We start from the raw sequence: 25,461 nt of genomic DNA, 5'->3' as shown, positions 1-25,461 counted from the left end.
CATGTCACTGTTAGAAATCAAGAATCTCAACGTCCGTTTCGGCGACAAGAACGCCACCCCGGTGGTCGACGGCCTGGACCTGAAAGTGGACAAGGGCGAAGTGCTGGCCATCGTCGGCGAGTCCGGTTCCGGCAAGTCCGTGACCATGATGGCGCTGATGGGCCTGATCGAGCACCCGGGGATCGTCACCGCCGACGCCCTGAGCTTCGACGGCAAGGACATGCTCAAGCTGAGCAACCGCCAGCGCCGGCAGATCGTCGGCAAGGACCTGTCGATGGTCTTCCAGGATCCGATGACCGCGCTCAACCCGAGCTACACCGTCGGCTTCCAGATCGAGGAGGTGCTGCGCCTGCACCTGAAGATGTCCGGCAAGGCCGCCCGCAAGCGCGCCATCGAACTGCTGGAAAAGGTCGAGATCCCGGCCGCCGCCAGCCGCATGGACGCCTACCCGCACCAGCTGTCCGGCGGCATGAGCCAGCGGGTGGCCATCGCCATGGCGATCGCCGGCGAACCCAAGCTGCTGATCGCCGACGAACCGACCACCGCGCTGGACGTGACGATCCAGGCGCAGATCATGGACCTGCTGCTGGCCTTGCAGAAAGAGCAGAACATGGGCCTGGTGCTGATCACCCACGACCTCGCCGTCGTGGCCGAAACCGCCCAGCGCGTGTGCGTGATGTACGCCGGGCAAGCGGTGGAGGTCGGCCAGGTGCCGCAGCTGTTCGACATCCCGGCGCACCCGTACAGCGAAGCGCTGCTCAAGGCGATCCCGGAGCACAGCCTGGGCGCCGAGCGCCTGGCGACCCTGCCGGGCATCGTGCCGGGCCGCTACGACCGTCCGCAGGGCTGCCTGCTGTCGCCGCGCTGCCCTTACGTGCAAGAGAGCTGCCGCGCGCAGCGCCCTGCCCTTGACCCGAAAACCCACAGCCTCGCCCGCTGCTTCTACCCGCTGAACCAGGAGGTGGCGTAATGGCCGTCGTACTTACCGCCCGTGACCTGACCCGTCACTACGAGGTCTCCCGCGGCCTGTTCAAGGGCCATGCGACCGTGCGCGCCCTCAACGGCGTGTCGTTCGAGCTGGAGGCCGGCAAGACCCTCGCCGTGGTGGGCGAGTCGGGCTGCGGCAAATCCACCCTGGCCCGGGCCCTGACCCTGATCGAGGAGCCGTCGTCCGGTTCCCTGAAGATCGCCGGCCAAGAAGTCGCCGGCGCCGACAAGGCCCAGCGCAAGCAACTGCGCAAAGACGTGCAGATGGTGTTCCAGAGCCCCTACGCGTCGCTGAACCCGCGCCAGAAGATCGGCGACCAGCTGGCCGAGCCGCTGCTGATCAACACCAACCTGTCGGCCACCGAACGTCGCGAGAAAGTCCAGGCGATGATGAAACAGGTCGGCCTGCGCCCCGAGCACTACCAGCGCTATCCGCACATGTTCTCCGGCGGCCAGCGCCAGCGGATCGCCCTCGCCCGGGCGATGATGCTGCAACCGAAGGTGCTGGTGGCGGACGAACCGACGTCGGCGCTGGACGTGTCGATCCAGGCCCAGGTGCTGAACCTGTTCATGGACCTGCAGCAGGAATTCAACACCGCCTACGTGTTCATCTCCCACAACCTGGCGGTGGTGCGCCACGTCGCCGACCAGGTGCTGGTGATGTACCTCGGCCGTCCGGTGGAGATGGGCCCGAAAGAGGACATCTACACCCGTCCCCTGCACCCGTACACCCAGGCGCTGCTGTCGGCAACCCCGGCCATCCATCCGGATCCGGACAAGCCGAAGATCAAGATCGCCGGCGAACTGCCCAACCCGCTGAACCCGCCGCCCGGCTGCGCGTTCCACAAGCGTTGCCCGTACGCCACCGAGCGCTGCAGCAGCGAAGTGCCGGAACTGCGCCAGCTCGACACCCGGCAGGTGGCCTGCCACTACGCCGAACAGTTCCTCGACGGCGCGGCCTGAGCCAAACGAACTGAGGGAGCGGGCCGGCCCGCTCCCTCAGGGGATCAAGCGTTCAACAAACCCCTCTTCCCCCGATTGCGCATCAGTCGGGGGAGAAGGGGTTTTCTTTTGCCGGCGACCTACGTCTGGCTGTCACCGTCATCCGGATCATCGGTGTCCGGCTCGTCGGTGGTCGAGTCATCGTCATCGGCACTACCGCCCTGGCCCTGGTCACCCGGTTCGGATTCGGACTTGGCCAGCATCAGGCCGCTGTGCCCCACCTGCCCGCTGAACGCCTGGGTATCGTGATCCTCGCATTCGGCCCAGGCCGTCGCCGTGCCGAGGGACAGCATCACCATCACTTTCAACAGCAGCAATACGCGTAGCAACCTGCTCTTCATAGCCGATTCCATCCCTTTTCAGGTGAAACAACAGTGCCGGACTGGCGCTCTGTGAAATCTAGTTCCGGTCAGCCGGGTTCTCCATATGGGACGCTGACGGCCCCGGCTAAATTGCCCTGATGCCGAAGACCGCTTTGAAATAAGCGTTATGCCAAATGGCTCTTATCCCCGCGCATGTGCGAGCGAGCCTGCTCGCGATGGCGGTCATCCCGTCGCTCAAGGGGCGCCTGACATACCGTTATCGCGAGCAGGCTCGCTACCACAGGGAACCGGCAGGCAACAAAAAACCCCGCTGCTTTCGCAACGGGGTTTCGGGTGCATCGCTCAGCGCTTAGTGGTGCTCACGGGTAGCGCGGAATTTCACGTCTGGCCAGCGCTCTTCCATCAGCGCCAGGTTGACCCGGGTCGGGGCGAGGTAGGTCAGGTGACCGCCGCCGTCTATGGCCAGGTTTTCCACCGCCTTGTTGGAGAATTCCTCCAGCTTCTTCTTGTCGCTGCAATCGATCCAGCGCGCGGAGTACACGGTGATCGGCTCGTAGGAGCACTCGACCTTGTATTCCTCTTTCAGGCGGCTGGCGACCACATCGAACTGCAGCACACCCACGGCGCCGAGGATGATGTCGTTGGTGCGCTCCGGGAAGAACACCTGGGTCGCGCCTTCTTCGGCCAGTTGCTGCAGACCTTGGCGCAGCTGCTTGGATTTCAGCGGATCGCGCAGGCGCACGCGGCGGAACAGTTCCGGGGCGAAGTGCGGGATGCCGGTGAAGCCCAGCGCTTCACCTTCGCTGAAGGTGTCGCCGATCTGGATGGTGCCGTGGTTGTGCAGGCCGATGATGTCGCCGGCGTAGGCCTCTTCCAGTTGCTCGCGCTCGGAGGAGAAGAACGTCAGGGCGTCGCCGATGCGCACGTCCTTGCCGGTGCGCACGTGGCGCATCTTCATGCCTTTTTCGTACTTGCCCGAGCAGATGCGCATGAACGCGATGCGGTCGCGGTGCTTGGGATCCATGTTCGCCTGGATCTTGAAGATGAAGCCCGAGAACTTCTCTTCGACCGGCTCCACGGTGCGCTCGTTGGCGACCCGGGCCAGCGGGCGCGGCGCCCAGTCGACCACGGCGTCGAGGACGTGGTCGACGCCGAAGTTGCCCAGGGCCGTACCGAAGAACACCGGGGTCAGCTGGCCGTCGAGGAATTCCTGCTGGTCGAACTCGTGGCAGGCGCCCTGCACCAGTTCGAGCTGCTCCAGGAAACGATCGTACTCGTCGCCCAGGTGCGCGCGGGCTTCCGGCGAGTCAAGCTTCTCGATGATCTTGGTTTCGGTGCGCTCGTGGCCGTGGCCCGGGGTGTAGACGATGATGTAGTCGCCGGCCAGGTGGTACACGCCCTTGAAGTCGCGGTAGCAGCCGATCGGCCAGGTGATCGGCGCGGCCTTGATCTTGAGGACGGCTTCGATCTCGTCGAGCAGTTCGATCGGGTCGCGGATGTCACGGTCGAGTTTGTTGATGAAGCTGACGATCGGGGTGTCGCGCAGACGGCAGACGTCCATCAGGGCGATGGTGCGCGGCTCCACGCCCTTACCGCCGTCGAGCACCATCAGCGCCGAGTCCACCGCGGTCAGGGTGCGGTAGGTGTCTTCGGAGAAGTCTTCGTGGCCCGGGGTGTCGAGCAGGTTGATCATGTGTTCGCGGTATGGGAACTGCATGACCGACGTGGTGATGGAAATGCCCCGCTGCTTCTCCATCTCCATCCAGTCGGATGTCGCATGGCGATCGGATTTGCGGGACTTCACCGTACCGGCCACCGCAATCGCCTTGCCCATCAGCAAGAGCTTTTCGGTGATGGTGGTTTTACCGGCATCGGGGTGGGAAATAATGGCGAAAGTGCGGCGTTTCGCGACTTCGGCGGCCTGTCTGGTCATGGGAAATCGCCTGGCGGTGATTCAAAAAGGGCGGCGATTATAGCCCAACTCGCTTCAATATCCGAACCGTTGAGCGCATCCGAAATGGCCAAATGCTGTCTCGCCGGGGAACCTTTCAAAGCGCGCGCACGTCCACTCCCCTGTCACGCCCTCTCGCGAGGGCCTGAGAATCCGGCAAGTCGGCCCTGCGGGGCCGCGCTCATGGCTCGCTTGCGGCACGTCTAGGCGTGCCGGAAAACAGCCGCTTCTCGCGACCGCCGCTCCGGCAGCCAGGTATGGCATTGCCGCACGGGACAGCGGTCGCCGACTGGAAAAGGAGTCCGCCTGTGGCTATCCGCTATGGCAAAGGGCTGACGGGAGGTGCGGTGGTGATCGCCCTCCTGGCCCTGCTGATCCACTGGATCGGCACCGACACGATCCAACGCTACCGCGACGATCTGCTGTTCTACCTGCAAGCCCACCTGGTGCTTGTCCTCGCGTCCATGCTGGCCGCCCTGGCCGTGGGCATCCCCTCCGGCATCCTCCTCAGCCGCCCGGCCATGCTCGGCCGCGCCGAACGCTTCATGCAAGGCTTCAACATCGGCAACACCGTGCCGCCGCTGGCGGTTCTCGCCATCGCCCTGGGGATTCTCGGCATCGGCAGCGGCCCAGCGATCTTCGCCCTGTTCCTGGCCTCCCTGCTGCCCATCGTGCGCAACACCTACGAAGGCCTGAAAAACGTCCAGGGCTCATTGAAGGAAGCAGCGGTCGGCATCGGCATGACTCCGCGCCAGGTGCTGTGGCAGGTCGAGCTGCCCAACGCCGTGCCGATCATCGTCGGCGGCGTACGGGTGGCGCTGGCGATCAACGTCGGCACCGCGCCGCTGGCGTTCCTGATCGGCGCCAACAGCCTCGGCAGCCTGATCTTCCCCGGCATCGCCCTGAACAATCAGCCGCAACTGCTGCTCGGCGCCGCGTGCACCGCGCTGCTGGCCCTGCTGCTCGACGGCGCGGTCACCCTCGCCAGCCGCCTCTGGCTGGAACGTGGTCTGCGCCCGTCCTAAGGCTCCCGGAAGGAAAACCCATGAAACGACTTAGCTTTTTCCTAGGCTGTGCCCTGCTGTTCGCAGGATTTGCCCAAGCCGCCGACAAACCGGCGATCCGCATCGGCGCCCGGGTGTTCACCGAACAGACCCTGCTGGCGGAAATCACTTCGCAATACCTGCGCAGCAAAGGCTACGACGCGCAGATCACCGGCGGCCTGGGCAGCAACCTGGCCCGCAGCGCCCACGAAAGCGGGCAACTGGACCTGCTCTGGGAGTACACCGGTGTGTCGCTGGTGGCCTACAACCATGTCACCGAAACACTCGACAGCGAACAGTCCTACGCACGGGTGAAAGAACTCGACGCGAAAAAAGGACTGGTCTGGCTCGCGCCGTCGAAATTCAGCAACACCTACGCCCTCGCCCTGCCGAAAAAAGTGGCCGAGGAATATCCGCAGATCAGCAACATCAGTCAATTGAACGAGGTGCTGCGCGCCGAGGCCAAGACCCATCATCTGGTGGCGTTGGACACCGAGTTCGCCAACCGCTCCGACGGCCTGGCGGGCATGGTCAAACGCTACGGCATGAACCTGACCCGCCAAAACATCCGGCAGATGGATGCCGGCCTCGTCTATACGGCGTTGCGCAACGGCCAGGTGTTCGCCGGGCTGGTCTACACCACCGACGGGCGCCTCAACGCGTTCGGCCTGAAGCTGCTGGAAGACGACAAGCATTACTTCCCGGACTACACCGCCGCCCCCGTGGTGCGTCAGGCCTACCTCGACGCCCATCCGCAACTGGCGGAACAACTCAAGCCGCTGGCCGAACTGTTCGACGACGAAACCATGCGCCAGCTCAACGCGCGGGTCGATGTCGATCACGAGAGCCCATCGAAAGTGGCCGCCGATTTCCTGCGCCGGCACCCACTGAACTGAAGGAGGAAAAGCCATGGAATTCTTCAACGCCTTTTCCCATCTCGACTGGCAGCAGGTGCTGCACCTGACCTGGCAGCACATCACCCTGGTCGGGGTCGCCGTCAGCCTGGCGATTCTGTTCGGCGTGCCGCTGGGCATCCTGATGACGCGCTTTCCGAGCCTCGCCGGCCCCCTGCAGGCCAGCGCCACGGTGCTGCTGACCGTGCCGTCGATTGCGCTGTTCGGCCTGCTGCTGCCGTTCTATTCGAAGTTCGGCCAGGGCCTCGGGCCGCTGCCCGCCATCACCGCCGTGTTCCTTTATTCACTGCTGCCGATCATGCGCAACACCTACCTGGCCCTGACCGGCGTGGAGCCCGGCATCCGCGAAGCCGCACGGGGCATCGGCATGACCTTCGGCCAGCGCCTGCGCATGGTCGAACTGCCGATCGCGGTGCCGGTGATCCTCGCCGGCGTACGCACCGCCGTGGTGATGAACATCGGCGTGATGACCATCGCCGCCACCATCGGCGCCGGCGGCCTCGGCGTGCTGATCCTCGCCTCCATCAGCCGCAGCGACATGCCGATGCTGATCGTCGGCGCGCTGCTGGTCAGCCTGCTGGCGATTTTCGCCGACCTCATTCTGCAGTGGCTGCAACGTTCGCTGACTCCAAAAGGACTCCTCAAATGATCGAACTTCAAAACCTCAGCAAGACCTTCCAAAGCAACGGCAAAGATGTGAAAGCCGTGGACTCGGTAAGCCTGACCGTCAATGAAGGTGAAATCTGCGTGTTCCTCGGGCCATCGGGTTGCGGCAAAAGCACCACCCTGAAAATGATCAACCGCCTGATCAAACCGACCTCGGGCAAGATCCTGATCAACGGCGAGGACACCACCGCCCTCGATGAAGTGACCCTGCGCCGCAACATCGGCTACGTGATCCAGCAGATCGGCCTGTTCCCGAACATGACCATCGAGGAAAACATCGTGGTGGTACCGAAGCTGCTCGGCTGGGACAAACAGAAATGCCACGACCGCGCCCGCGAACTGATGAACATGATCAAGCTGGAACCCAAGCAGTACCTGCACCGCTACCCCCGCGAGCTGTCCGGCGGGCAGCAGCAGCGGATCGGCGTGATCCGCGCGCTGGCGGCGGATGCGCCGGTGCTGCTGATGGACGAGCCGTTCGGCGCGGTCGACCCGATCAACCGGGAGATGATCCAGAACGAGTTCTTCGAGATGCAGCGGGCGCTGAACAAGACCGTGATCATGGTCAGCCACGACATCGACGAAGCGATCAAGCTGGGCGACAAGATCGCCATCTTCCGTGCCGGCAAGCTGTTGCAGATCGACCATCCCGACACGTTGCTCGCGCACCCGGCGGACGACTTCGTCAGCCACTTCGTCGGCCAGGACAGCACCCTCAAGCGCCTGCTGCTGGTGAAGGCCGAAGACGCCGCGGACAACGCGCCGTCGGTGAGCCCCGAGACCCCGGTGGCCGAGGCGCTGGAACTGATGGACGAACTCGACCGCCGCTACGTCGTGGTCACCTGCGCCCAGAACAAGGCGCTGGGCTATGTGCGCCGCCGCGACCTGCACCGCCAGGCCGGCGCCTGCGGGCAGTTCCTGCGCGAGTTCAACGCCACGGCGGCCTACGACGAGCACCTGCGGATCCTGCTGTCGCGCATGTACGAGTTCAACCGTGCATGGCTGCCGGTGCTCGACGCCGAGCGGGTGTTCCTCGGCGAGGTGACGCAGGAGTCGATTGCGGCGTACCTGAGCTCGGGCCGTTCGCGGGGGATGAAGACCCACATCGTGTCGCCGGCCGAAGCGCTCGCCTGACCCGGCCATCACCGGGAAACCTGCCCGCGAAGGTGTCCGTGAGGACGCCTTCGCGGGCAAGCCCGCTCCCGCAAGGCTATTCGGTGGCCAGAGATTCTCCCTTCACCCTGGTTCTCTTTGGGAACCAGGGTGCTGATGGTGGGGTGAGTCAAGGCGCCGCAGGGCCGGATCAGCCCAGTCGCCCCTAGGCCCTGTACATTTTTCGACCAGCACAGCGACCGGAAAGAAATATCAACACCACGTCCTCGAAGTCCCCCTAAAGAATCCCTCCCGAACCGACCAAATCCCCTTTCGGAAAACCTTCTCGCGGCCAACGTCGCCGAAGTTGCAGCCATCGTACTTATCGACGATCTGGCGCGCAAAAGCTTCGAACATGCAGGTATTTTTAACACTTCGATATTTTCATGGAACATCTGGCCGTCATCTCGGTCGGCTACAAAGAGTGCTGCGGACGACGTACGTCAGAAGCGTGCAAAAACGCGACATTTTTAGTTGATCTCAGCCCCCCCACGCCCTAAAGTTCGCGCCGAACGTCCATGCTGGAAACGATCCATCCGGCTCAAGTACTGACGACGAGACAGCAAGGCCAAGGGAAAGAAAGCTGCATTTCCCATGGCCTTTTTGCTTTCGGCGACATGCCTTGGGAAGTAGGCGAACCAAAGTGGGGATACGGAGGACGTTCATTGCACCCATTGTTTTCACGAGTTTGCCCATAGGAGCTCCCAGGTATGTCGATCCAGGTCGAAGACTATTTCGCGCGCGAAACCTTTCAGAAGATGAAGGCGTTCGCCGACAAGCAGGAAACCCCGTTCGTGGTGATCGACACCGCGATGATCGCCCAGGCCTACGATGACCTGCGCGCCGGTTTCGAATTCGCCAAGGTCTACTACGCGGTCAAGGCCAACCCGGCCGTCGAGATCATCGACGTGCTCAAGGAAAAGGGTTCGAGCTTCGACATCGCCTCCATCTACGAGCTGGACAAGGTGCTGGGCCGCGGCGTGCGCCCGGACCAGATCAGCTACGGCAACACCATCAAGAAGTCCAAGGACATCCGCTACTTCTATGAGAAGGGCGTGCGTCTGTTCGCCACCGACTCGGAAGCCGACCTGCGCAACATCGCCAAGGCCGCGCCGGGCGCCAAAGTGTACGTACGCATCCTGACCGAAGGCTCGACCACCGCCGACTGGCCGCTGTCGCGCAAGTTCGGCTGCCAGACCGACATGGCCATGGACCTGCTGATCCTCGCCCGCGACCTGGGCCTGGTGCCTTACGGCATCTCGTTCCACGTCGGCTCGCAGCAGCGCGACATCAGCGTGTGGGACGCCGCCATCGCCAAGGTCAAGGTGATCTTCGAACGCCTGAAGGAAGAAGACGGCATCCACCTGAAGCTGATCAACATGGGCGGCGGCTTCCCGGCCAACTACATCACCCGCACCAACAGCCTGGAGACCTACGCCGAGGAAATCATCCGCTTCCTCAAGGAAGACTTCGGCGACGACCTGCCGGAAATCATCCTGGAGCCGGGCCGCTCGCTGATCGCCAACGCCGGCATCCTGGTCAGTGAAGTGGTGCTGGTGGCGCGCAAGTCGCGCACCGCCGTCGAGCGCTGGGTGTACACCGACGTGGGCAAGTTCTCCGGCCTGATCGAAACCATGGACGAAGCCATCAAGTTCCCGATCTGGACCGAGAAGAAAGGCGAGATGGAAGAAGTGGTCATCGCCGGCCCCACCTGCGACAGCGCCGACATCATGTACGAGAACTACAAGTACGGCCTGCCGCTGAACCTGGCCATCGGCGACCGCCTGTACTGGCTGTCGACCGGCGCGTACACCACCAGCTACAGCGCGGTGGAGTTCAACGGCTTCCCGCCGCTGAAGTCGTTCTACGTGTAAAGGCAGCGGTCCGTATCAAGCTGCAAGCGCCAAGCGAAAGCCCATGACACGTCATGGGCTTTTTTGTTTGGCACTTCTCCGGTAGGCGCGAGCCAGCTCGCGATGGCGTCGTGTCAGGCTCCAGCATCTGCAATGACCCACCGTTTTCGCGAGCAGGCTCGCTCCCACAGGGTCAGGCAGTCAGCTCGTTTTGGCGCGTCCGGTAGGTGTCTGCGATGGCTTGAATCCGGGGATCACTCGCCCCGGCCAGCGCTTCGCTCGCCACCCGCAGAAATTTCAGATTGCCGCCGACCCGCGCTTTTTCCAGCCAGACCAGTGCCTCCTCGACTCGCCCCTGATCCGCCAGCACTGCTGCATGACTGAACTGCCCACGAAAATCCCCGGCCTCGGCCGAGCGGCGATACCACTCATGCGCCGCCGCCACATCCTGCGCACATGCCTGCCCTTGCTCCAGATAGCGTCCCAACAGGTTCATGGATTTGGCATGCCCCCGTTCAGCGGCGCACCGATACAGTTCCAGCGCTTGCCCCTGGTCCTCGTCCATGCCGCGTCCGGTGGCGAGCAGATTGGCGAGGTTGTACATCGCCCAGTCCAGTCCGGCGTCCGCCGCGATCCGGTAATGCCGTGCAGCCAGCGCAGCGTCCGCCGCGCAACCCCAACCGTGCTCATGGCAACGGCCGACCATATTGCGCGCCATCGCATGGCCTTGCCCTGCCGCGATCCCGAACCAACGCAGTGCCAGCGGCAGGTCCTGGGCGATACCGTGGCCGTCGAGCAGGATCTGCCCGAGCAATGCCTGCGCCTCCAGCACGCCTTCGCCCGCCGCCAGCAGAATCGCCTGGGCGGCGCGGGCCGGGCTCTCTTCGAGCATGGCGTTGAGCCGGTCGCCGTCGAGGGCTTCCTCGCGGCGCAAGCGGAAGTCCGTCACTTACACCTCGACCCAACGGCGCAGCAGGTTGTGGTAGGTGCCGGTGAGGCGGATCAGCGAAGGGTGGTCGGGCATGTCCTGGGTGAGCTGGCGGATCGCGCCGTCCATCTCGAACAGCAAGGCGCGCTGGCTGTCCTCGCGCACCAGGCTCTGCGTCCAGAAGAACGACGCATAGCGCGCGCCGCGGGTGACGGCGTTGACCTTGTGCAGGCTGGTGCCGGGGTACAGCACCATATCGCCGGCGGGCAGCTTGACCCGCTGGGTGCCGTAGGTGTCCTGGACCTCCAGTTCGCCGCCGTCGTAGTCCTCAGGCTCGCTGAAGAACAGCGTGGCCGACAGGTCCGTGCGCACCCGCTCGATGCTGCCCTTGGGCTGGCGCACCGCATTGTCGATGTGGAAGCCGAAGCTGCCGCCGGCGGTGTAGCAGTTGAGCAACGGCGGGAACACCTTGTGCGGCAGCGCGGCGGACATGAACAGCGGGTTCTTCCACAACCGGTCGAGCATGGCCGCGCCGATTTCCTTGGCCAGCGGATGGCCTTCGGGCAGTTGCAGGTTGTGCTTGGCCTTGGCCGATTGGTAGCCGGCGGTGATCTTGCCGTCGGCCCAGTCGGCCTGCTCCAACGCCTCACGGATGCGCTGCACTTCGTCCTTTTCGAACAGTCCGGGGATGTGCAGCAGCATGGCGATGTCACCTGATGGCAAAGAGGCGGCAATGGTATTGATTCTTATTGGCTGTGTAAAACCCGCGTGACGAATGAACCGGCAAAAACCGTAAGGCTAAATTGTAAAGAATGTAAATTCAGTGCGAATGGCAATGTTTCGCAATTGATACGAATACTTGTTTACCCTATATTCCGCGACCTCAAATCCTTGGGGAGGGGAATCTTCAATGTCACGTCGACAAGTACAAATGCCGGTCAGCTCACCACGTTTGCTCGCTTCTGCCATTGGCGTGGCGATCACCGCCAGCTCCGCAGGCCACGTGGCATTCGCCGCCGAAAAGACCGACAGCAAGCCTTCCGGCAATGCCATCGCCCTGGACGCCACGTCCATCACCGGCGAAAACCAGAGTTCGACTTCCTACCAGGTCGAGAAAGCCTCCTCGCCCAAGTACACCGCGCCGCTGGTCGACACACCGCGCTCGGTGACCGTGATTCCGCAACAAGTCCTCAAGGACACCGGCGCCCTGAACATGCAGGACGCGCTGCGCACCGTGCCGGGCATCACCTTCGGCGCCGGTGAAGGCGGCAACCCTCAGGGCGACCGTCCGTTCATCCGCGGCTTCGACGCCCAAGGCGACACCTACCTGGACGGCGTGCGCGACACCGGCTCCCAGAGCCGCGAAATCTTCGCCGTGGAAAACATCGAAGTCAGCAAGGGCCCGAACTCGGCCATCGGCGGGCGCGGCGCCGCCGGCGGCAGCATCAACCTGGTGAGCAAGAAGGCGCACCTGGGCAACTCGTTCGACGGCGGCTTCACCTGGGGCTCCGACCAGACCCAGCGCTACACCCTGGACGGCAACTACCAGTTCAGCGACACCGCCGCCGGCCGCCTGAACCTGATGAGCCACGAAAGCAACGTCGCCGGCCGCGACAAGGTCGACTACGACCGTTGGGGCATCGCGCCGTCCCTGGCCTTCGGCCTGGGCACCGACACCCGCGTCAACCTCGACTACTACCACCTCGAGAGCAACGACACCCCGGATTCGGGCATCCCGTACACCATCCCGAAAGCCGGTTCCGCCGCACGCACCAAGTCCGATCCGGACAAGCCCTACGCCGGCGGCGACCACAGCAACTTCTACGGTCTGGACCGCGATTTCCGCAAGGGCCGCACCGACACCGCGACCTTCGCCATCGAGCATGACCTGAACGACTCGCTGACGATCAAGAACACCCTGCGCCACGGCACCAGCATGCAGGACTACATCCTGACCCAGCCGGACGACAGCAAGGGCAACGTCAACAACGGCAGCGTCTGGCGCCGCGCCAACACCCGCGTGAGCAACACCGAGACCACCACCAACCAGACCGACCTGTTCGGCACGTTCTACCTGGGCGGCTTCAAGAACAGCTTCTCCACCGGCGTCGAGTACACCCGCGAGGAAAGCAGCAAGTCCTCGTACAACGTCAACACCGACACCACCCCGCGCACCACCAACGTGCCGTCCAGCACCAACTGCACCCCGGCGATGATCGGCGCACCGAGCGGCTACAACTGCACCTCGCTGTCCAACCCGAACCCGAACGACCCGTGGAACGGCGCCATCTCGCGCAACTACGCCGGCACCGACACCCAGTCCGACACCTACGCGCTGTACGTGTTCGACACCCTGGAGCTGACCGAGCAGTGGCTGGTCAACATGGGCCTGCGCTACGACCACTTCGAGACCGGCTACAAGACCTACAACAACGCAGGCCGCACCACCTCCAAGGGTGATGACACCAGCGAGTTCGTCACCGGCCAGTTCGGCGTCGTCTACAAGCCGGCCGAGAACGGCAGCATCTATGCGTCCTACGCCACCTCCGCCACGCCGCCGGGCAACACCCTGGGCGAAGGCATGGAAGGCAACCCGCTGGCCGGCACGCCGGACCGCAACGGCAACCTGCTCAAGAGCGACATGGAGCCGGAAACCACCAAGAACTACGAAATCGGCACCAAGTGGGACCTGCTGAACGATCGCCTGTCGCTGACCGCCGACATCTTCCGCACCGAGAAGGAGAACGCCCGCGTCCAGGTCGACACCACCTCGTACGAAAACGCCGGCAAGACCCGCGTGCAGGGCATCGAACTGTCGGCCAGCGGCAAGATCACCGACAAGTGGCAAGTGTTCGCCGGCTACGCCTACATGGACAGCGAGCAGATCGACGGCGGCCCGATGGGCAAGGCCAACGACGGCAACGAACTGCCCAACACACCGAAGAACAGCGCCAGCCTGTGGACCACCTATCAGGTCACGCCGAAGCTGACCGTCGGCGGCGGCGCGTTCTATGTGGACGACGTGTTCGGCAGCGTGGCCAACACCACCATGGTCGATTCCTACGTGCGCTATGACGCGATGGCCGCCTACAAGCTGAGCAAGAACGTCGACCTGCAGCTGAACGTGCAGAACCTGACCAACGAGACCTACTACGACAAGGCCTTCTCGACCCACTTCGCCAATCAGGCGGCGGGCCGTACGGCACTGTTGAGCACCAACTTCCACTTCTGACGGCTGCAAGACCCGTAGGAGCGAGCCTGCTCGCGATGGCGATCGATCAGCGACATCGATGCTGACTGACCCACCGCTTTCGCGAGCAGGCTCGCTCCCACAAGGAAGACGTGGAAACGCAAATGCCCCGTTCATTCGATTGAACGGGGCATTTGTGCGTAATCAAAGAACGCTTCTCGAAGCCCACGGCATAATGCGCGCCGTGACGACATTTTCGAACGGACAAGGCGAATGACGTGTTGAAGAAGACCCTGTTCCAGGTGCACTGGTTTTTTGGCATCAGCGCAGGCCTGGTGCTGGCCCTGATGGGCATCACCGGTGCGGCCTATTCCTTTCAGGACGAAATCCTGCGGGCGCTGAACCCTTCGGTGCTGCAGGTGGAAAAACAGGTGGCCGGCGTCCTTCCGCCCGCCGAGCTGGTGGAACGCATCGAGGGCGCGTCGGGCAAGAAGGTCTCGATGCTGTGGGTCGAGACCGACAGCGGCACCGCCGCACGCGTGTACTTCACCCCGCCCAAGGGCGAGCGCCGCGGCGAAATGCGCTACTTCGACCCCTACACCGCCGAGTTCATGGGCGATGCCGTCGGCCAGGACTTCTTCGGCCTGATGCTGCAGCTGCACCGCTTTCTGGCCATGGGCGACACCGGCCGCAACATCACCGGCGCCTGCACCCTGATCCTGGTGTTCTTCTGCCTGTCCGGCCTGTACCTGCGCTGGCCGCGCCAGTGGAACAGCTGGCGCGTGTGGCTGACCCTGGACTGGAACAAGAAAGGCCGCAACTTCAACTGGGACCTGCACTCGGTGGCCGGCACCTGGTGCCTGCTGGTGTACCTGCTGCTGGCGCTGACCGGGCTGTCCTGGTCCTACGAGTGGTACAACAAAGGCCTGACCCGCCTGCTGTCGGACGCCCCGCAGAACGAGCGCGTGCGCGGCGGCCGCGGCCCGGCCCCCGAAGGCCCGGCGCCGACCGCCGACTACGCGGCGATGTGGAGCAGCATCTACAGCGCCGCCGGCCCCGGCCTGGCCGCCTACAACATCCGCATGCCGCCGGTGGCCGGCCAGCCGGCCACCGTGTTCTACCTGCTGGAGAGCTCACCCCATGAGCGCGCCCTCAACCAGATCACCCTCGACCCGGCCACCGGCATCGTCAAACGGGTCGACCGCTACGCGGACAAGAGCTTCAAGGCACAGCTGCTGACCAGCATCTACGCCCTGCACGTGGGCAGCTATTTCGGCCTCGCCGGGCGGATCATCGTGACCGTCGCCGCCGTGCTCATGCCGCTGTTCTTCATCACCGGCTGGCTGCTGTACCTGGACCGCCGGCGCAAGAAAAAGCAGGTCAGGGACGCCCGCCAAGGCATCGGGCAACCGACCGGCGACGCGCCGACATGGCTGATCGGCTTCGCCAGCCAGAGCGGGTTCGCCGAACAGCTGGCCTGGCAGACCGCCGGCCAGTTGCAGGCCGCCGGGCTGCCGGTGAAGGTGCAGCCGCTGGCGCACGTCAGCGAACAGGACCTGCGCGAGTCGGACAACGCCCTGTTCGTGGTCAGCACCTTCGGCGACGGCCAGGCGCCGGACAGCGCCCGGGGCTTCGAACGCAAGGTGCTGGGCAACGCCCCCGCCCTCGACCGCCTGAACTACGCCGTGCTCGGCCTCGGCGACCGCCAGTACGAACACTTCTGCGGCTTCGCCCGGCGCCTGCACCGCTGGCTGGGCGAGCACGGCGGCAAGACCTTGTTCGCCCCGGTGGAAGTCGACGGCGGCGACCCTTACGCCCTGCGCCACTGGCAGACGCAACTGGGCCTGATCACCGGGCAGGCCCCGGTCGACACCTGGCAGGCCCCGGACTACGAGAACTGGACGCTGGCGCGCCGCGAGCTGATGAACGCCGACAGCAGCGGCGCCCCGGTCTTCCTGCTGGGCCTGACAGCACCGGGCATCGGCAGTTGGCTGGCCGGTGACCTGGTGGAAGTGCTGCCGCGCAACTGCCCGTGGGCCATCGAGCACTTCCTCGACGGCCTGGGCATCCGCGGCGAAAGCACCGTCAAGGTCAACGGCCTCGAAGAACCGCTGGAGCTGGCCCTGGCCAGCCGCCAGTTGCCCGAACACCGGGCGCACCTGGTGGGCCTGCACGCCCAGGCGCTGATCGATGCGACGGTGCCGCTGCCGATGCGCGAGTACTCGATCGCCTCGATCGCCGCCGACGGCGTGCTGGAGCTGATCGTGCGCCAGGAACTGCGCAGCGACGGCAGCCTGGGCATCGGCTCCGGCTGGCTGACCGAGCATGCCCCGGTGGGCGGCAGCATCAGCCTGCGGGTGCGGCGCAACAGCGGTTTCCACCTGCCCAATGCGCCGGTGCCGATGATTCTGCTGGGCAACGGCACCGGGCTGGCCGGGCTGCGCAGCCTGATCAAGGCCAGGATCGCCGATGGCCAGCAACGCCAGTGGCTGCTGTTCGGCGAGCGTAACCGCGCGCACGATTTCCTCTGCCGCGCGGAGCTGGAGGAGTGGTTGGTCAACGGCGATCTGGCGCGGCTGGATCTGGCCTTCTCGCGGGATCAGGCCGAAAAGATTTACGTGCAGGATCGCCTGCGCGAATCGGCCGGCGAGCTGAAGAAATGGCTGGCGGACGGCGCGGTGATCTACATCTGCGGCAGCCTCAAGGGCATGGCCTCGGGCGTCGACGAAGCGCTCAACGACATCCTCGGCGCCGCCGAAGTCGAACGCCTGATCGAACAGGGCCGCTATCGCCGCGACGTCTACTGACACATCCCCACTGTGGGAGCGAGCCTGCTGGCGATGGCGCCGGGCCTGTCGACTCACCGTTGACTGACCCATCGCCAGCAGGCTCGCTTCTACAGGTGCCGCAGGGGTCAGGCCGGCTGCAGCTTCTGCTCGAACACCGCCACCCCGTTCAGATCCCGCAGCACCACGCTCATCTCGCCGCTGCGGCCGTCGATGTTCACCTCACCGAAAAACTGGAAGCCGGCGAACGGCGAGGCGTTCTGCGTCGGCGGCGCCTTCTGGAACACCACTTCGGGACCGAAGGTCTTGTCCAGCGCATTGGGCCCGAAGCTGCCGGCGTTCAACGGCCCCGCGACAAACTCCCAGAACGGCTCGAAGTCCTGGAACGCGGCGCGGTCCGGGTGGTAGTGATGGGCGGCGCAATAATGCACGTCCGCCGTCAGGAACACGAAGTTGCGCACCTGCTGCGCCCGCAGGAAACCGAGCAGTTCGGCGATCTCCAGCTCGCGCCCCTGGGCCGGGCCGGGGTCGCCGTTGGCCACCGCTTCCCAGCGCGGCACGCCGGGGCTGACTTCGCCGTCCGGCACGCCGAGGCCGATGGGCATGTCGGCGGCGATGACTTTCCATTGCGCTTTCGAACTCTTGAGTCCGCGCTTGAGCCAGTCCAACTGCTCACGCCCCAGGAACGGCTTGGCCGCGCCGAGGTTGTCGTCGTTGACCCCGCGGCAACTGCGCATGTCGAGCACGAACACCTCCAGCATCGGCCCGTATCTCAGCCGGCGGTAGATCCGCCCGCCGCCGTCGGCAGCCTGCAGGCGCATCGGCGCGTACTCGAGCCAGGCGCGGCGGGCGCGGCCCACCAGCGTGTGGATGTCCTTTTCCTGGTAGCGCTCGTCGAGCTGCTTGCCCGGCGACCAGTTGTTCACCACTTCATGGTCGTCCCACTGCCAGATCTGCGGCACCTCGGCGTTGAACCGGCGGACGTTCTCATCCATCAGGTTGTAGCGGTAGTTGCCGCGGTATTCGTCGAGGGTTTCGGCGACCTTGCTCTTGGCTTCGCTGGTGAGGTTGCGCCAGAGGCGGCCGCCTTCGACGGTCAGTTGCGCCGGCACCGGGCCGTCGGCGTAGATGGTGTCGCCGCTGTGGATGAAGAAGTCCGGCAGGCGCAGGCGCATGGCTTCGTAGATGCGCATGCCGCCGATGTCCGGGTTGATGCCGAAGCCCTGGCCGACGGTGTCGCCGCTCCAGACGAAACGAATGTCACGCCGGCCCGACGGTGCGCTGCGCAGGTGGCCCAGCCACGGTTCGCTGGCGACCCCGGTGCGGGCGTCTTCGAAGTGCACGCGATAGAAGATCGCCTGGTGGGCGGGCAGGCCGGTGAGCTCGACCCGGGCGGTGAAGTCGGTGCCGGCATCGGCCAGCGCCGATACGACGCGGCGCGGATTGGCGAAGCGGCTGCGGGTGTCCCATTCCACCACCATCTTCGCCGGGCGGTCGGTGCGGCTCCAGATCATGGCCCGGTCGCCCAGCAGATCGCCGGACTGCACGCCGTCGGTGAGTTTCGGCCGGTCCTTGACCGAGGCGATCACGGCCGGCGCCATCCCCGGCACCAGCAATCCGGCGCCGACGACCTGCATGACCCGTCGGCGACCGAGGTCGAATTCGCTCATGGTGTTCTCCCTGAAAAAGGAAAACTAAAGCACCGCTTCATGACCCCGGAGTGACACCCGATGCCTTTCGGCAGGCGATCAGGCCTGTGGGAGCCAGCCTGCTGGCGATGAAGGCAGGTACCGCTATCACAGCCAGCCCCGCTCCCCGGGCGATCACGCGGCGCTGGGCTCCACGGCCAGCTCCACCGACTCCGGCCGCTTGACCAGCGCGTACGCCAACGCCGTCAGCACACTCCCCGCGACAATCGCCAGCAGATACAGCAACGCATGGTTGATCGCGTTCGGAATCGCCATCACGAACAGCCCGCCGTGGGGCGCCATCAGCTTGCAGCCGAAGTACATCGACAACGCACCGGTCAGCGCGCCGCCGGCGATGCTCGCGGGGATGACCCGCAGCGGATCCTTGGCCGCGAACGGGATCGCCCCCTCGGAAATGAAGCACAGCCCCAGCACCAGCGCCGCCTTGCCGGCCTCGCGTTCGGTCTGGGCGAACTTGCGCCGGGCGAGGAACGTCGCGAGGCCGAGGCCGATCGGCGGCACCATGCCGGCGGCCATGGTCGCGGCCATCGGCGCGTAGCTCTGAGACGCCAGCAGCCCCACCGAAAACGCATACGCGGCCTTGTTGATCGGCCCGCCGAGGTCGACGCACATCATGCCGCCCAGCAGCACGCCCAGCAGGATCGCGTTGGTGGTGCCCATGCTGTCGAGAAAGTGCGTGAGCGCCGCCAGCATGCCCGCCACCGGTTTGCCGACCACGTAGATCATCACCAGCCCGGTGAACAGGCTGGCGAACAACGGGATGATCAGGATCGGCTTCAAGGCCTCGAGGCTTTGCGGCAACGCCACATAGCGGCTGATCGCTTTGGCCGTGTAGCCGGCGATGAACCCGGCGACGATCCCGCCGATGAACCCGGCCCCGAGGGTGCTCGCCAGCAGACCGCCGATCATCCCCGGCGCCAGGCCCGGACGGTCGGCGATGGAATAGGCGATATAGCCGGCCAGCAACGGCACCATCAGCTTGAACGCCGTCTCGCCGCCGATCTGCATCAGCGCCGCCGCCAGCGTGCCCTCCTCCTTGAACGCGGTGATGCCGAACACGAACGACAGCGCGATCATCAGGCCGCCCGCCACCACCATCGGCAGCATGAACGACACACCGGTCAGCAGGTGTTTGTAGACGCCGGTCTTCTCTTGTTTCGGCGCAGCCTTTGCGTCGCCCGCGGCGCTCTCCTGCTTGCCCTCGGCCAAGGCTTTCTTCAGCGTGGCTTCGGACTGCTTGAGGGCGATGCCGGTACCGCAGCGGTAGATCCGCTTGCCGGCGAAACGCTCGGTGGCGACTTCGATGTCCGCCGCGAGCAGCACCACGTCCGCCTCGGCGATGGCCGCTGCGCTGAGCGGGTTGCGGGCGCCGACCGAGCCCTGGGTCTCGACCTGCAGCTCATAGCCCAGGCGCTTGGCGGCCTGCTGCAAGGCTTCGGCGGCCATGAACGTGTGGGCGACGCCGGTCGGGCATGCCGTGACGGCCACCAGGCGCGGAGCGCCCGCTGCCGCAGGCACGGCTTCGGCGTGATCGGCGACGTGCACGGCGGCCTCGACGGCCCCGCGCCGCAGCACCGCTTCGACATCCTGCAACGCCTGCGACGGCGCGATGCGGAACACCCGCTTGCCGATGAACCGGGTCATGTCCACCGGCCCCGTGGCGACCAGCAGCACCCACTCGGCCGCCTCGAGGGTGGCGGCCGACATCCGGCGTTCCGGGTGCGTGGCATCCACCACCTCGACACTGGTGCTCCAGCCCTGGCGCTGGGCCGCCGCCTCCAGCAGGCGGGCGCACAGCACGCTGGTGACCATGCCGTTCGGGCAGGCCGTGACAATGGCTAACTTCATGACAAACCCTCTTATTGTTCTGTCAGGGGACGCACGCGCACGCCCTGTTCGAGCGGCGCCAAGCGCGCCGCATCGTGGATGCCGAAACCGATCTGGGTCACCGCCAGCGCGGCGATCGCCGTGGCGGTGCGCAGGGTCTGCTCGGGCGTATCGGCGCTGAGCAGGCCGTGAAGCATGCCGGCCAGCAGCGAGTCGCCCGCCCCCACCGTGCTGGCCACGCGGACCTTCGGCGGCGTGGCGTGCAGGGCCGCACCGACCGCGAACCAGCTCACGCCCTCGGCCCCGTGGGAAATCACCACATGCTCGACGCCCTGGGCGTGCAGGCGGTTGGCCGCCTGCGCCTGGGCCTCGTGGGACAGCACATCGCAACCCAGCGCATCGGCCAACTCTTCGGCGTTGGGCTTGATCAGCCACGGGTTGGCCTTGAGCGCCGTGCGCAACGCTTCGCCGCTGGTGTCCAGCGCGACCTTCAGGCCCAAACCGTTCAGGCGCTCGATCAGCTCGCGCAACCACTGTGCGCTCACCCCGCGCGGCAGGCTGCCGGCCACCACCACCGCATCGTGCCCCGGCGCGATCTGCACCAGACGGTCGAGCAAGGCTTGCTGCGCCACGGCGCCGACCACCGGCCCCGGCCCGTTGATGTCCGTGATGCGACCGTCGTGCTCGGCCAGTTTGAGGTTGCTGCGGGTCTCGCCCGGCACGCGGATGAAGGCGTCGACGAACCCGCGCCGGGCGAACAGGTTCTCGAACGCTTGCAGGTTCTCCTCGCCGAGGAACCCGCTGACCGTCAGCTGATGCCCAAGATCCGCCAGCACTTGGGCGACGTTCACCCCTTTGCCGGCGGCGTGGCTGTGCATCTCGTCGCTGCGGTTGACTTGGCCGGCCTCAAGGCGCGGCAAGCGCACCGTCAAGTCGAGGGCCGGGTTGAGGGTCAGGGTCAGGATCTTGGCCATTTACAGAGCCTCCACTAATGCGCGCACATCCTGTGCGCTGCCCACGGCAAGCGCTTGCCGGGCGACGGTTTGCGCCTGGGTCAGGGTCAGTTCACGGATGCGCGCCTTGACTTCGGCGACGCTGCGGGCGGCCACGCTCAGTTCATCCACACCGAGGCCGACCAGCACCGGCACCGCCAGCGGATCGGCCGCCAGCTCGCCGCACACGCCGACCCATTTGCCGTGGGCATGGGCGGCGCGCACGGTGATGTCGATCAGGTGCAGCACCGCCGGGTGCAGGCCGTCGGCCTGGGCCGAAAGGGTCGGGTGGCCGCGGTCGATGGCCAGGGTGTACTGGGTCAGGTCGTTGGTGCCGACGCTGAAGAAATCCACCTCACGGGCCAGCACCGGCGCCAGCAGCGCGGCGGAGGGCACTTCGATCATGATCCCCAGTTGCAGGTCGGCCACCGGGATTTCCCGGCGCAGACGCTCGGTCATGTCCCGGGCCTGACGCCACTCCTCGACGCTGCCGACCATGGGGAACATGATCCTCAGCGGACGGTTGTCGGCCGAACGCAGCAAGGCGCGCAGCTGCGCTTCCATGATCTGCGGACGCTGGAGGGTCAGGCGGATGCCGCGCACGCCGAGGAACGGGTTTTCCTCCTTGGCGATCGGCCAATAGGGCAACGGCTTGTCACCGCCGACGTCCAGGGTGCGCACCACCAGCGGCCGACCGGCGAGGCCGTCGAGGACGCGGCGGTACTCGGCTTCTTGGGTGGCCTCGTCGGGCGCTTGCGGGTGGGCCATGAAGATCAGCTCGGTGCGCAGCAGGCCGATGCCTTCGGCGCCCTGCTCCACCGCGCTGGCGACGCCGGCGCTTTCGCCGATGTTGGCGAACACCTCCACTGCGTGGCCGTCGGCGGTGAGCGCCGGTTGATGGCGCTGTTCGGCGGCGGCCTTCAGACGTTGCTCGCGGCTGTCGCGCTCTTCGGCGGCCCGTTGCAGGGTCGCGGCGTCGGCGTCCACGTGCAGGCGGCCGCGCTGCCCGTCGAGCAGCAGCGGCGTGCCCGGCGCCAGCAACAGCACCGCAGCGCCGGCGCCGACCAGCGCCGGAATGCCCAGCGCCCGGGCCACAATGGCGCTGTGGGCGGTGGCCCCACCGCGCACGGTGAGGATCCCCGCCACCCGCGCCGGATCGAGCCGCGCCACGTCGGAGGGGCCGACCTCTTCCATCACCAGAATGTAAGGTTGCGCGGGCTCGCTCAGGGTCTGCACGCCGCACAGTTGCGCCAGCACCCGCCGACCGATGTCGCGCAGGTCGGCGGCGCGCTCGGCGAGCAAGGCGTCCTGCAGCGACTCCTGTTGCTTCGCCGCCGCCTCGATCACCGCCATCCACGCCGCCTCGGCGCTTTCGCCCTGCTTGAGGCGGGTGTCGACTTCGTCGGTGAGCTCCGGGTCGTCGAGCATTTCCAGGTGGGTGATGAAGATCTCGCGGATGGCCTTGGCCTGGCTGCGCTCGATCAAGCCCTGGATGTCGTGGCGCACTTCGCTCAGCGCTTGCTGGAGACGCTCGCGCTCGACGGCGGCGGACTCGCCGCGCAGCGGGTAATCGATGGCCTGTTGCACCTGAATGTGCGCCGGCCCCATGGCGATGCCGGGGGCGGCGGCGATGGCTTGCAGCAGGCTGCCGGAGGCCGGCGCGACAAGCACCTCGGCCACCTCGGCGAGCGCCTCCTGCGCAGGGGCGACCGCCGGCAGCGGCTCGACCTCTTCGCCCAGCCCTTCTTCAATGGCCGCCAGCAGCGCCGGCAAGGCATCGGCGGCGATGGCCGGTTCGGCGATCAGTTCCAGCACCTGGCCGCGACGGGCGCCGAGGCTGAGCAGCTTGCTCAGGCTTTTCACCGACACGGCGCTGTCCTGGCCGTCGACGAGACGGATGCGGATCTCGCCCTCAAAATTCTTCGCCAGTTGCGCCAGCACCTTCGCCGGCCGTGCATGCAGGCCATGGGCATTGGCCAGGGCGATGCGCGCGCTCGGCCAGTCGACCGGCAGCTCGCCGCCCAGCACCTCCAACACTTTGCGGCTGCTGGTGGCGCGGCCCAGCTCATGGCCGCGCCCCTCGATCAGCAGCGCGCACAGGCGTTCGAGCAGCGCCTGGTGGGCCTCGCCCAGGCTGGCCAGGCAGAACAGCCCGTTGAGGGGCTGGCCGAGGTAGCGCATCGGCTTGTCCGGGGTGACGAAGGACAGGCCCGGGCGCTTCACGGTCTGCTCGCTGTGCAACCACCACAGGCCGTCGCCCAGCGGCAGCGCTTCGACCTGCTGCAGCACGCCGGCGAAGCCGTTGCTCACGCAATCGGCCTGGCGCAGCAAGCGCGCACCGCGCCAGACCAGTTCTTCGAAATCGTCGGCGGACACGCTAAGGCCGATCATCTGCGCATCCAGCGCCAGCTCCTGGGGCGCGCCCTGCAGCAGCTTCAGCAACGCCTCGGGCGAGCCGGCGCGGCGCAGCGCCTGGCCCAGGTCGGTCTCCCCCAGGGCGCGGGTCAACAGTTGCAGCAGACGCAGGTGCTCATCGGACTTGGCCGCGATGCCGATGGCCAGGTAGACGATCTGGCCGTCGCCCCAATCCACGCCGTCGGGGAACTGCATCAGCCGCACGCCGGTGGCGAACACTTGATCGCGGGTCTCCGGGGTGCCGTGGGGAATGGCGATGCCTTGCCCGAGAAAGGTCGAGCCCTGGGCCTCCCGGGCCTGCAGCCCGGCCAGGTAACCGTCGGCCACCAATCCATCGGCCACCAGGCGGTCAGCCAGCAGTTGCAGGGCGGCGGACTTATCCACAGCCGACCGGCCCATGGAAATCTGCTCTACAGTGAGCTCGAGCATGCGTTCTCCTTTTTGGCATCGGGAGGTGCCAGGTATTGTTGTGGATAGTTTCAGCTTAGCGCCTGCACTTTTCAGGGGCAGTTTTGGCGGATTCGCGGCAGCTGCGGCCAAAGGCGACTAAAGTGCAGAAAATACGCCTGCTGAAACGTTTAATCTAGATTGATCGGCACGTTACTCGATAATGTCCCATCCTTGAAGGCCAACCGTCGGCTGCGCTGCGACAATGGTCGCCTCCCCGAATCGGGTAGGATTGGCGAAAATGTCGGGGCACGCTGGAAAAAACAAGGAAATCCCGGGTGAAACTCAGTGATATCGCGCGGCTGGCCGGAGTGTCCGTGACCACCGCCAGCTACGTCATCAACGGCAAGGCCGAACAGCAACGCATCAGCAACGCCACCGTCGAGCGGGTGCGGGCGGTGGTCGATCAGCACGGCTTTACCCCCAACCCCCAGGCGGCCGGGCTGCGCAGCCGGCACACCCGCACCTTGGGCTTCATCCTGCCGGACCTGGAAAACCCCAGTTACGCGCGGATCGCCAAGCTGCTGGAACAAGGCGCCCGGGCCCGTGGCTACCAGTTGCTGATCGCCAGCTCCGACGATGCGCCGGACAGCGAACGGCAACTGCTGCAACTGTTCCGCGCCCGCCGCTGCGATGCGCTGATCGTCGCCAGTTGCCTGCCGGCCGGCGACGACAGCTATCGCCAATTGCAGGCCAAGGGCCTGCCGATCATTGCCATCGACCGGGTGATGGATCCTGCGCACTTCTGCTCGGTGATCAGCGACGACCGCGAGGCCAGCCTGCACCTGACCCAAAGCCTGCTCGACCCGCAACCCAAGCAGATCGTCCTGCTCGGCGCCCGTCCCGAACTGAGCATCAGCCAGGAGCGGGCCGCCGGGTTCAGGCAGGCGCTGGCCGGGTTCAAGGGCGACGTCCTCATCGAGCATGCCGAGTCGTTCAGCCGTGACTGCGGCAGGCAACTGATGGAAGAACTCCTGCAACGGCTGGGGCATTTGCCGGACGCACTGGTGACTACGTCCTACGTGCTGCTGCAGGGCGTGTTCGATGCGCTGCACGACTTCCCGCTCAAGAACCGCCCGCTGCGCCTGGGCACCTTCGGCGACACGCAACTGCTGGACTTCCTGCCGCTGCCGGTCAACGCCATGGCCCAGCAGCACCAGCTGATCGCCGACAAGGCCCTGGCCCTGGCGTTGGCCGCCGTCGAGCAATCGGACTACGAGCCCGGCGTGCAGGCCATCGCCCGCACCTTCAAGCAGCGCATCCGCCGGGACTGAAC

Annotated in this window: 18 protein-coding genes; 10 read left to right on the top strand and 8 right to left on the bottom strand. The window is 65.8% G+C overall.

The annotated features are described in order from the left end of the window. Position 1: 1 nt before the first annotated feature. Together CAG31_RS05090 and CAG31_RS05085 are read left to right on the top strand one after the other, a co-directional pair. Positions 2–970: an ABC transporter ATP-binding protein gene (locus CAG31_RS05090; protein ID WP_085578516.1), complete on the top strand. Its 969-nt coding sequence runs from the start codon at positions 2–4 to the stop codon at positions 968–970. After that, positions 970–1,950, top strand: coding sequence for a peptide ABC transporter ATP-binding protein (locus CAG31_RS05085; RefSeq protein WP_085578514.1), 981 nt, complete (start codon positions 970–972; stop codon positions 1,948–1,950). Before CAG31_RS05090 ends, CAG31_RS05085 begins: the two co-directional genes overlap by 1 nt. Before the next feature lie 119 nt (positions 1,951–2,069). Here the strand turns inward: CAG31_RS05085 and CAG31_RS05080 are convergent, their stop codons facing one another. Further along, positions 2,070–2,330: a hypothetical protein gene (locus CAG31_RS05080; RefSeq protein ID WP_085578512.1), complete on the bottom strand. Its 261-nt coding sequence runs from the start codon at positions 2,328–2,330 to the stop codon at positions 2,070–2,072. A gap of 331 nt (positions 2,331–2,661) precedes the next feature. Then, positions 2,662–4,245, bottom strand: a complete 1,584-nt coding sequence (locus CAG31_RS05075; protein ID WP_085578509.1) for a peptide chain release factor 3 — start codon at positions 4,243–4,245, stop codon at positions 2,662–2,664. A gap of 326 nt (positions 4,246–4,571) precedes the next feature. Here CAG31_RS05075 and CAG31_RS05070 point away from each other — a divergent pair, with 326 nt between their 5' ends. The 5 genes from CAG31_RS05070 to CAG31_RS05050 all read left to right on the top strand — a co-directional run bounded on the left by CAG31_RS05070 (position 4,572) and on the right by CAG31_RS05050 (position 9,912). Further along, positions 4,572–5,288, top strand: coding sequence for an ABC transporter permease (locus tag CAG31_RS05070; RefSeq protein WP_085578507.1), 717 nt, complete (start codon positions 4,572–4,574; stop codon positions 5,286–5,288). Positions 5,289–5,308: 20 nt separating this feature from the next. Next, complete coding sequence (locus tag CAG31_RS05065) at positions 5,309–6,202, top strand: glycine betaine ABC transporter substrate-binding protein (protein ID WP_085578504.1); 894 nt, start codon at positions 5,309–5,311, stop codon at positions 6,200–6,202. A 13-nt stretch (positions 6,203–6,215) separates the two neighbouring features. Beyond that, complete coding sequence (locus tag CAG31_RS05060; RefSeq protein WP_085578502.1) at positions 6,216–6,869, top strand: ABC transporter permease; 654 nt, start codon at positions 6,216–6,218, stop codon at positions 6,867–6,869. Next, positions 6,866–8,020, top strand: coding sequence for a betaine/proline/choline family ABC transporter ATP-binding protein (locus tag CAG31_RS05055; RefSeq protein WP_085578500.1), 1,155 nt, complete (start codon positions 6,866–6,868; stop codon positions 8,018–8,020). Before CAG31_RS05060 ends, CAG31_RS05055 begins: the two co-directional genes overlap by 4 nt. 728 nt (positions 8,021–8,748) lie before the next feature. Continuing rightward, positions 8,749–9,912 carry a type III PLP-dependent enzyme gene (locus tag CAG31_RS05050; protein WP_085578498.1) on the top strand — a complete coding sequence of 388 codons (1,164 nt, stop codon included), beginning with the start codon at positions 8,749–8,751 and terminating at the stop codon, positions 9,910–9,912. A 172-nt stretch (positions 9,913–10,084) separates the two neighbouring features. Here CAG31_RS05050 and CAG31_RS05045 read toward each other — a convergent pair whose 3' ends face one another. Next, positions 10,085–10,783 carry a tetratricopeptide repeat protein gene (locus CAG31_RS05045; protein WP_085578888.1) on the bottom strand — a complete coding sequence of 233 codons (699 nt, stop codon included), beginning with the start codon at positions 10,781–10,783 and terminating at the stop codon, positions 10,085–10,087. A gap of 57 nt (positions 10,784–10,840) precedes the next feature. Beyond that, entirely contained in the window at positions 10,841–11,521 is a 681-nt protein-coding gene (locus tag CAG31_RS05040; protein ID WP_085578496.1) for a Fe2+-dependent dioxygenase, read from the bottom strand. Between the two features lie 208 nt (positions 11,522–11,729). Here CAG31_RS05040 and CAG31_RS05035 point away from each other — a divergent pair, with 208 nt between their 5' ends. Then, a complete protein-coding gene (locus CAG31_RS05035; protein WP_085578494.1) occupies positions 11,730–14,051 on the top strand; it encodes a TonB-dependent siderophore receptor in 2,322 nt (773 codons plus the stop codon). Between the two features lie 236 nt (positions 14,052–14,287). Further along, positions 14,288–16,816 carry a sulfite reductase flavoprotein subunit alpha gene (locus tag CAG31_RS05030; protein ID WP_085578492.1) on the top strand — a complete coding sequence of 843 codons (2,529 nt, stop codon included), beginning with the start codon at positions 14,288–14,290 and terminating at the stop codon, positions 16,814–16,816. A gap of 107 nt (positions 16,817–16,923) precedes the next feature. On the opposite strand, the gene CAG31_RS05025 is transcribed toward CAG31_RS05030, so the two are convergent. The 4 genes from CAG31_RS05025 to ptsP all read right to left on the bottom strand — a co-directional run bounded on the left by CAG31_RS05025 (position 16,924) and on the right by ptsP (position 24,167). Beyond that, complete coding sequence (locus tag CAG31_RS05025; protein ID WP_085578490.1) at positions 16,924–18,465, bottom strand: alkaline phosphatase; 1,542 nt, start codon at positions 18,463–18,465, stop codon at positions 16,924–16,926. 153 nt (positions 18,466–18,618) lie between these two features. Beyond that, a complete protein-coding gene (locus tag CAG31_RS05020; protein WP_085578488.1) occupies positions 18,619–20,352 on the bottom strand; it encodes a PTS fructose-like transporter subunit IIB in 1,734 nt (577 codons plus the stop codon). Positions 20,353–20,363: 11 nt separating this feature from the next. Beyond that, positions 20,364–21,305, bottom strand: a complete 942-nt coding sequence (gene pfkB, locus CAG31_RS05015) for a 1-phosphofructokinase (protein ID WP_085578486.1) — start codon at positions 21,303–21,305, stop codon at positions 20,364–20,366. Further along, the gene (gene ptsP / locus CAG31_RS05010) at positions 21,306–24,167 is read right to left on the bottom strand and encodes a phosphoenolpyruvate--protein phosphotransferase (protein ID WP_085578484.1); all 2,862 of its coding nucleotides are present in this window, start codon (positions 24,165–24,167) and stop codon (positions 21,306–21,308) included. Between the two features lie 296 nt (positions 24,168–24,463). On the opposite strand from ptsP, the gene cra reads away from it, so the two are divergent. After that, positions 24,464–25,459, top strand: a complete 996-nt coding sequence (cra, locus tag CAG31_RS05005) for a catabolite repressor/activator (RefSeq protein ID WP_085578482.1) — start codon at positions 24,464–24,466, stop codon at positions 25,457–25,459. Positions 25,460–25,461 lie beyond the last annotated feature (2 nt).

Origin of the sequence: Pseudomonas sp. R25(2017), from assembly GCF_002112565.1 — a bacterium.
GTDB lineage: Bacteria > Pseudomonadota > Gammaproteobacteria > Pseudomonadales > Pseudomonadaceae > Aquipseudomonas > Aquipseudomonas ekonensis.
The sequence above is the reverse complement of the archived record's forward strand: the minus strand, read 5'-3'. Positions and strand labels throughout refer to the sequence as shown.

Excerpts from the sequence above, each read along its gene's own strand:
- CAG31_RS05050 (WP_085578498.1), top strand. The coding sequence starts at position 8,749 with ATGTCGATCCAGGTCGAAGACTATTTCGCGCGCGAAACCTTTCAGAAG.
- CAG31_RS05090 (WP_085578516.1), top strand. The coding sequence starts at position 2 with ATGTCACTGTTAGAAATCAAGAATCTCAACGTCCGTTTCGGCGACAAG.
- CAG31_RS05045 (WP_085578888.1), bottom strand. The coding sequence starts at position 10,783 with ATGCTCGAAGAGAGCCCGGCCCGCGCCGCCCAGGCGATTCTGCTGGCG.
- CAG31_RS05075 (WP_085578509.1), bottom strand. The coding sequence starts at position 4,245 with ATGACCAGACAGGCCGCCGAAGTCGCGAAACGCCGCACTTTCGCCATT.
- CAG31_RS05035 (WP_085578494.1), top strand. The coding sequence starts at position 11,730 with ATGTCACGTCGACAAGTACAAATGCCGGTCAGCTCACCACGTTTGCTC.
- CAG31_RS05040 (WP_085578496.1), bottom strand. The coding sequence starts at position 11,521 with ATGCTGCTGCACATCCCCGGACTGTTCGAAAAGGACGAAGTGCAGCGC.
- CAG31_RS05025 (WP_085578490.1), bottom strand. The coding sequence starts at position 18,465 with ATGAGCGAATTCGACCTCGGTCGCCGACGGGTCATGCAGGTCGTCGGC.
- pfkB (WP_085578486.1), bottom strand. The coding sequence starts at position 21,305 with ATGGCCAAGATCCTGACCCTGACCCTCAACCCGGCCCTCGACTTGACG.
- CAG31_RS05020 (WP_085578488.1), bottom strand. The coding sequence starts at position 20,352 with ATGAAGTTAGCCATTGTCACGGCCTGCCCGAACGGCATGGTCACCAGC.
- CAG31_RS05060 (WP_085578502.1), top strand. The coding sequence starts at position 6,216 with ATGGAATTCTTCAACGCCTTTTCCCATCTCGACTGGCAGCAGGTGCTG.
- CAG31_RS05080 (WP_085578512.1), bottom strand. The coding sequence starts at position 2,330 with ATGAAGAGCAGGTTGCTACGCGTATTGCTGCTGTTGAAAGTGATGGTG.
- CAG31_RS05055 (WP_085578500.1), top strand. The coding sequence starts at position 6,866 with ATGATCGAACTTCAAAACCTCAGCAAGACCTTCCAAAGCAACGGCAAA.
- CAG31_RS05085 (WP_085578514.1), top strand. The coding sequence starts at position 970 with ATGGCCGTCGTACTTACCGCCCGTGACCTGACCCGTCACTACGAGGTC.
- CAG31_RS05065 (WP_085578504.1), top strand. The coding sequence starts at position 5,309 with ATGAAACGACTTAGCTTTTTCCTAGGCTGTGCCCTGCTGTTCGCAGGA.
- ptsP (WP_085578484.1), bottom strand. The coding sequence starts at position 24,167 with ATGCTCGAGCTCACTGTAGAGCAGATTTCCATGGGCCGGTCGGCTGTG.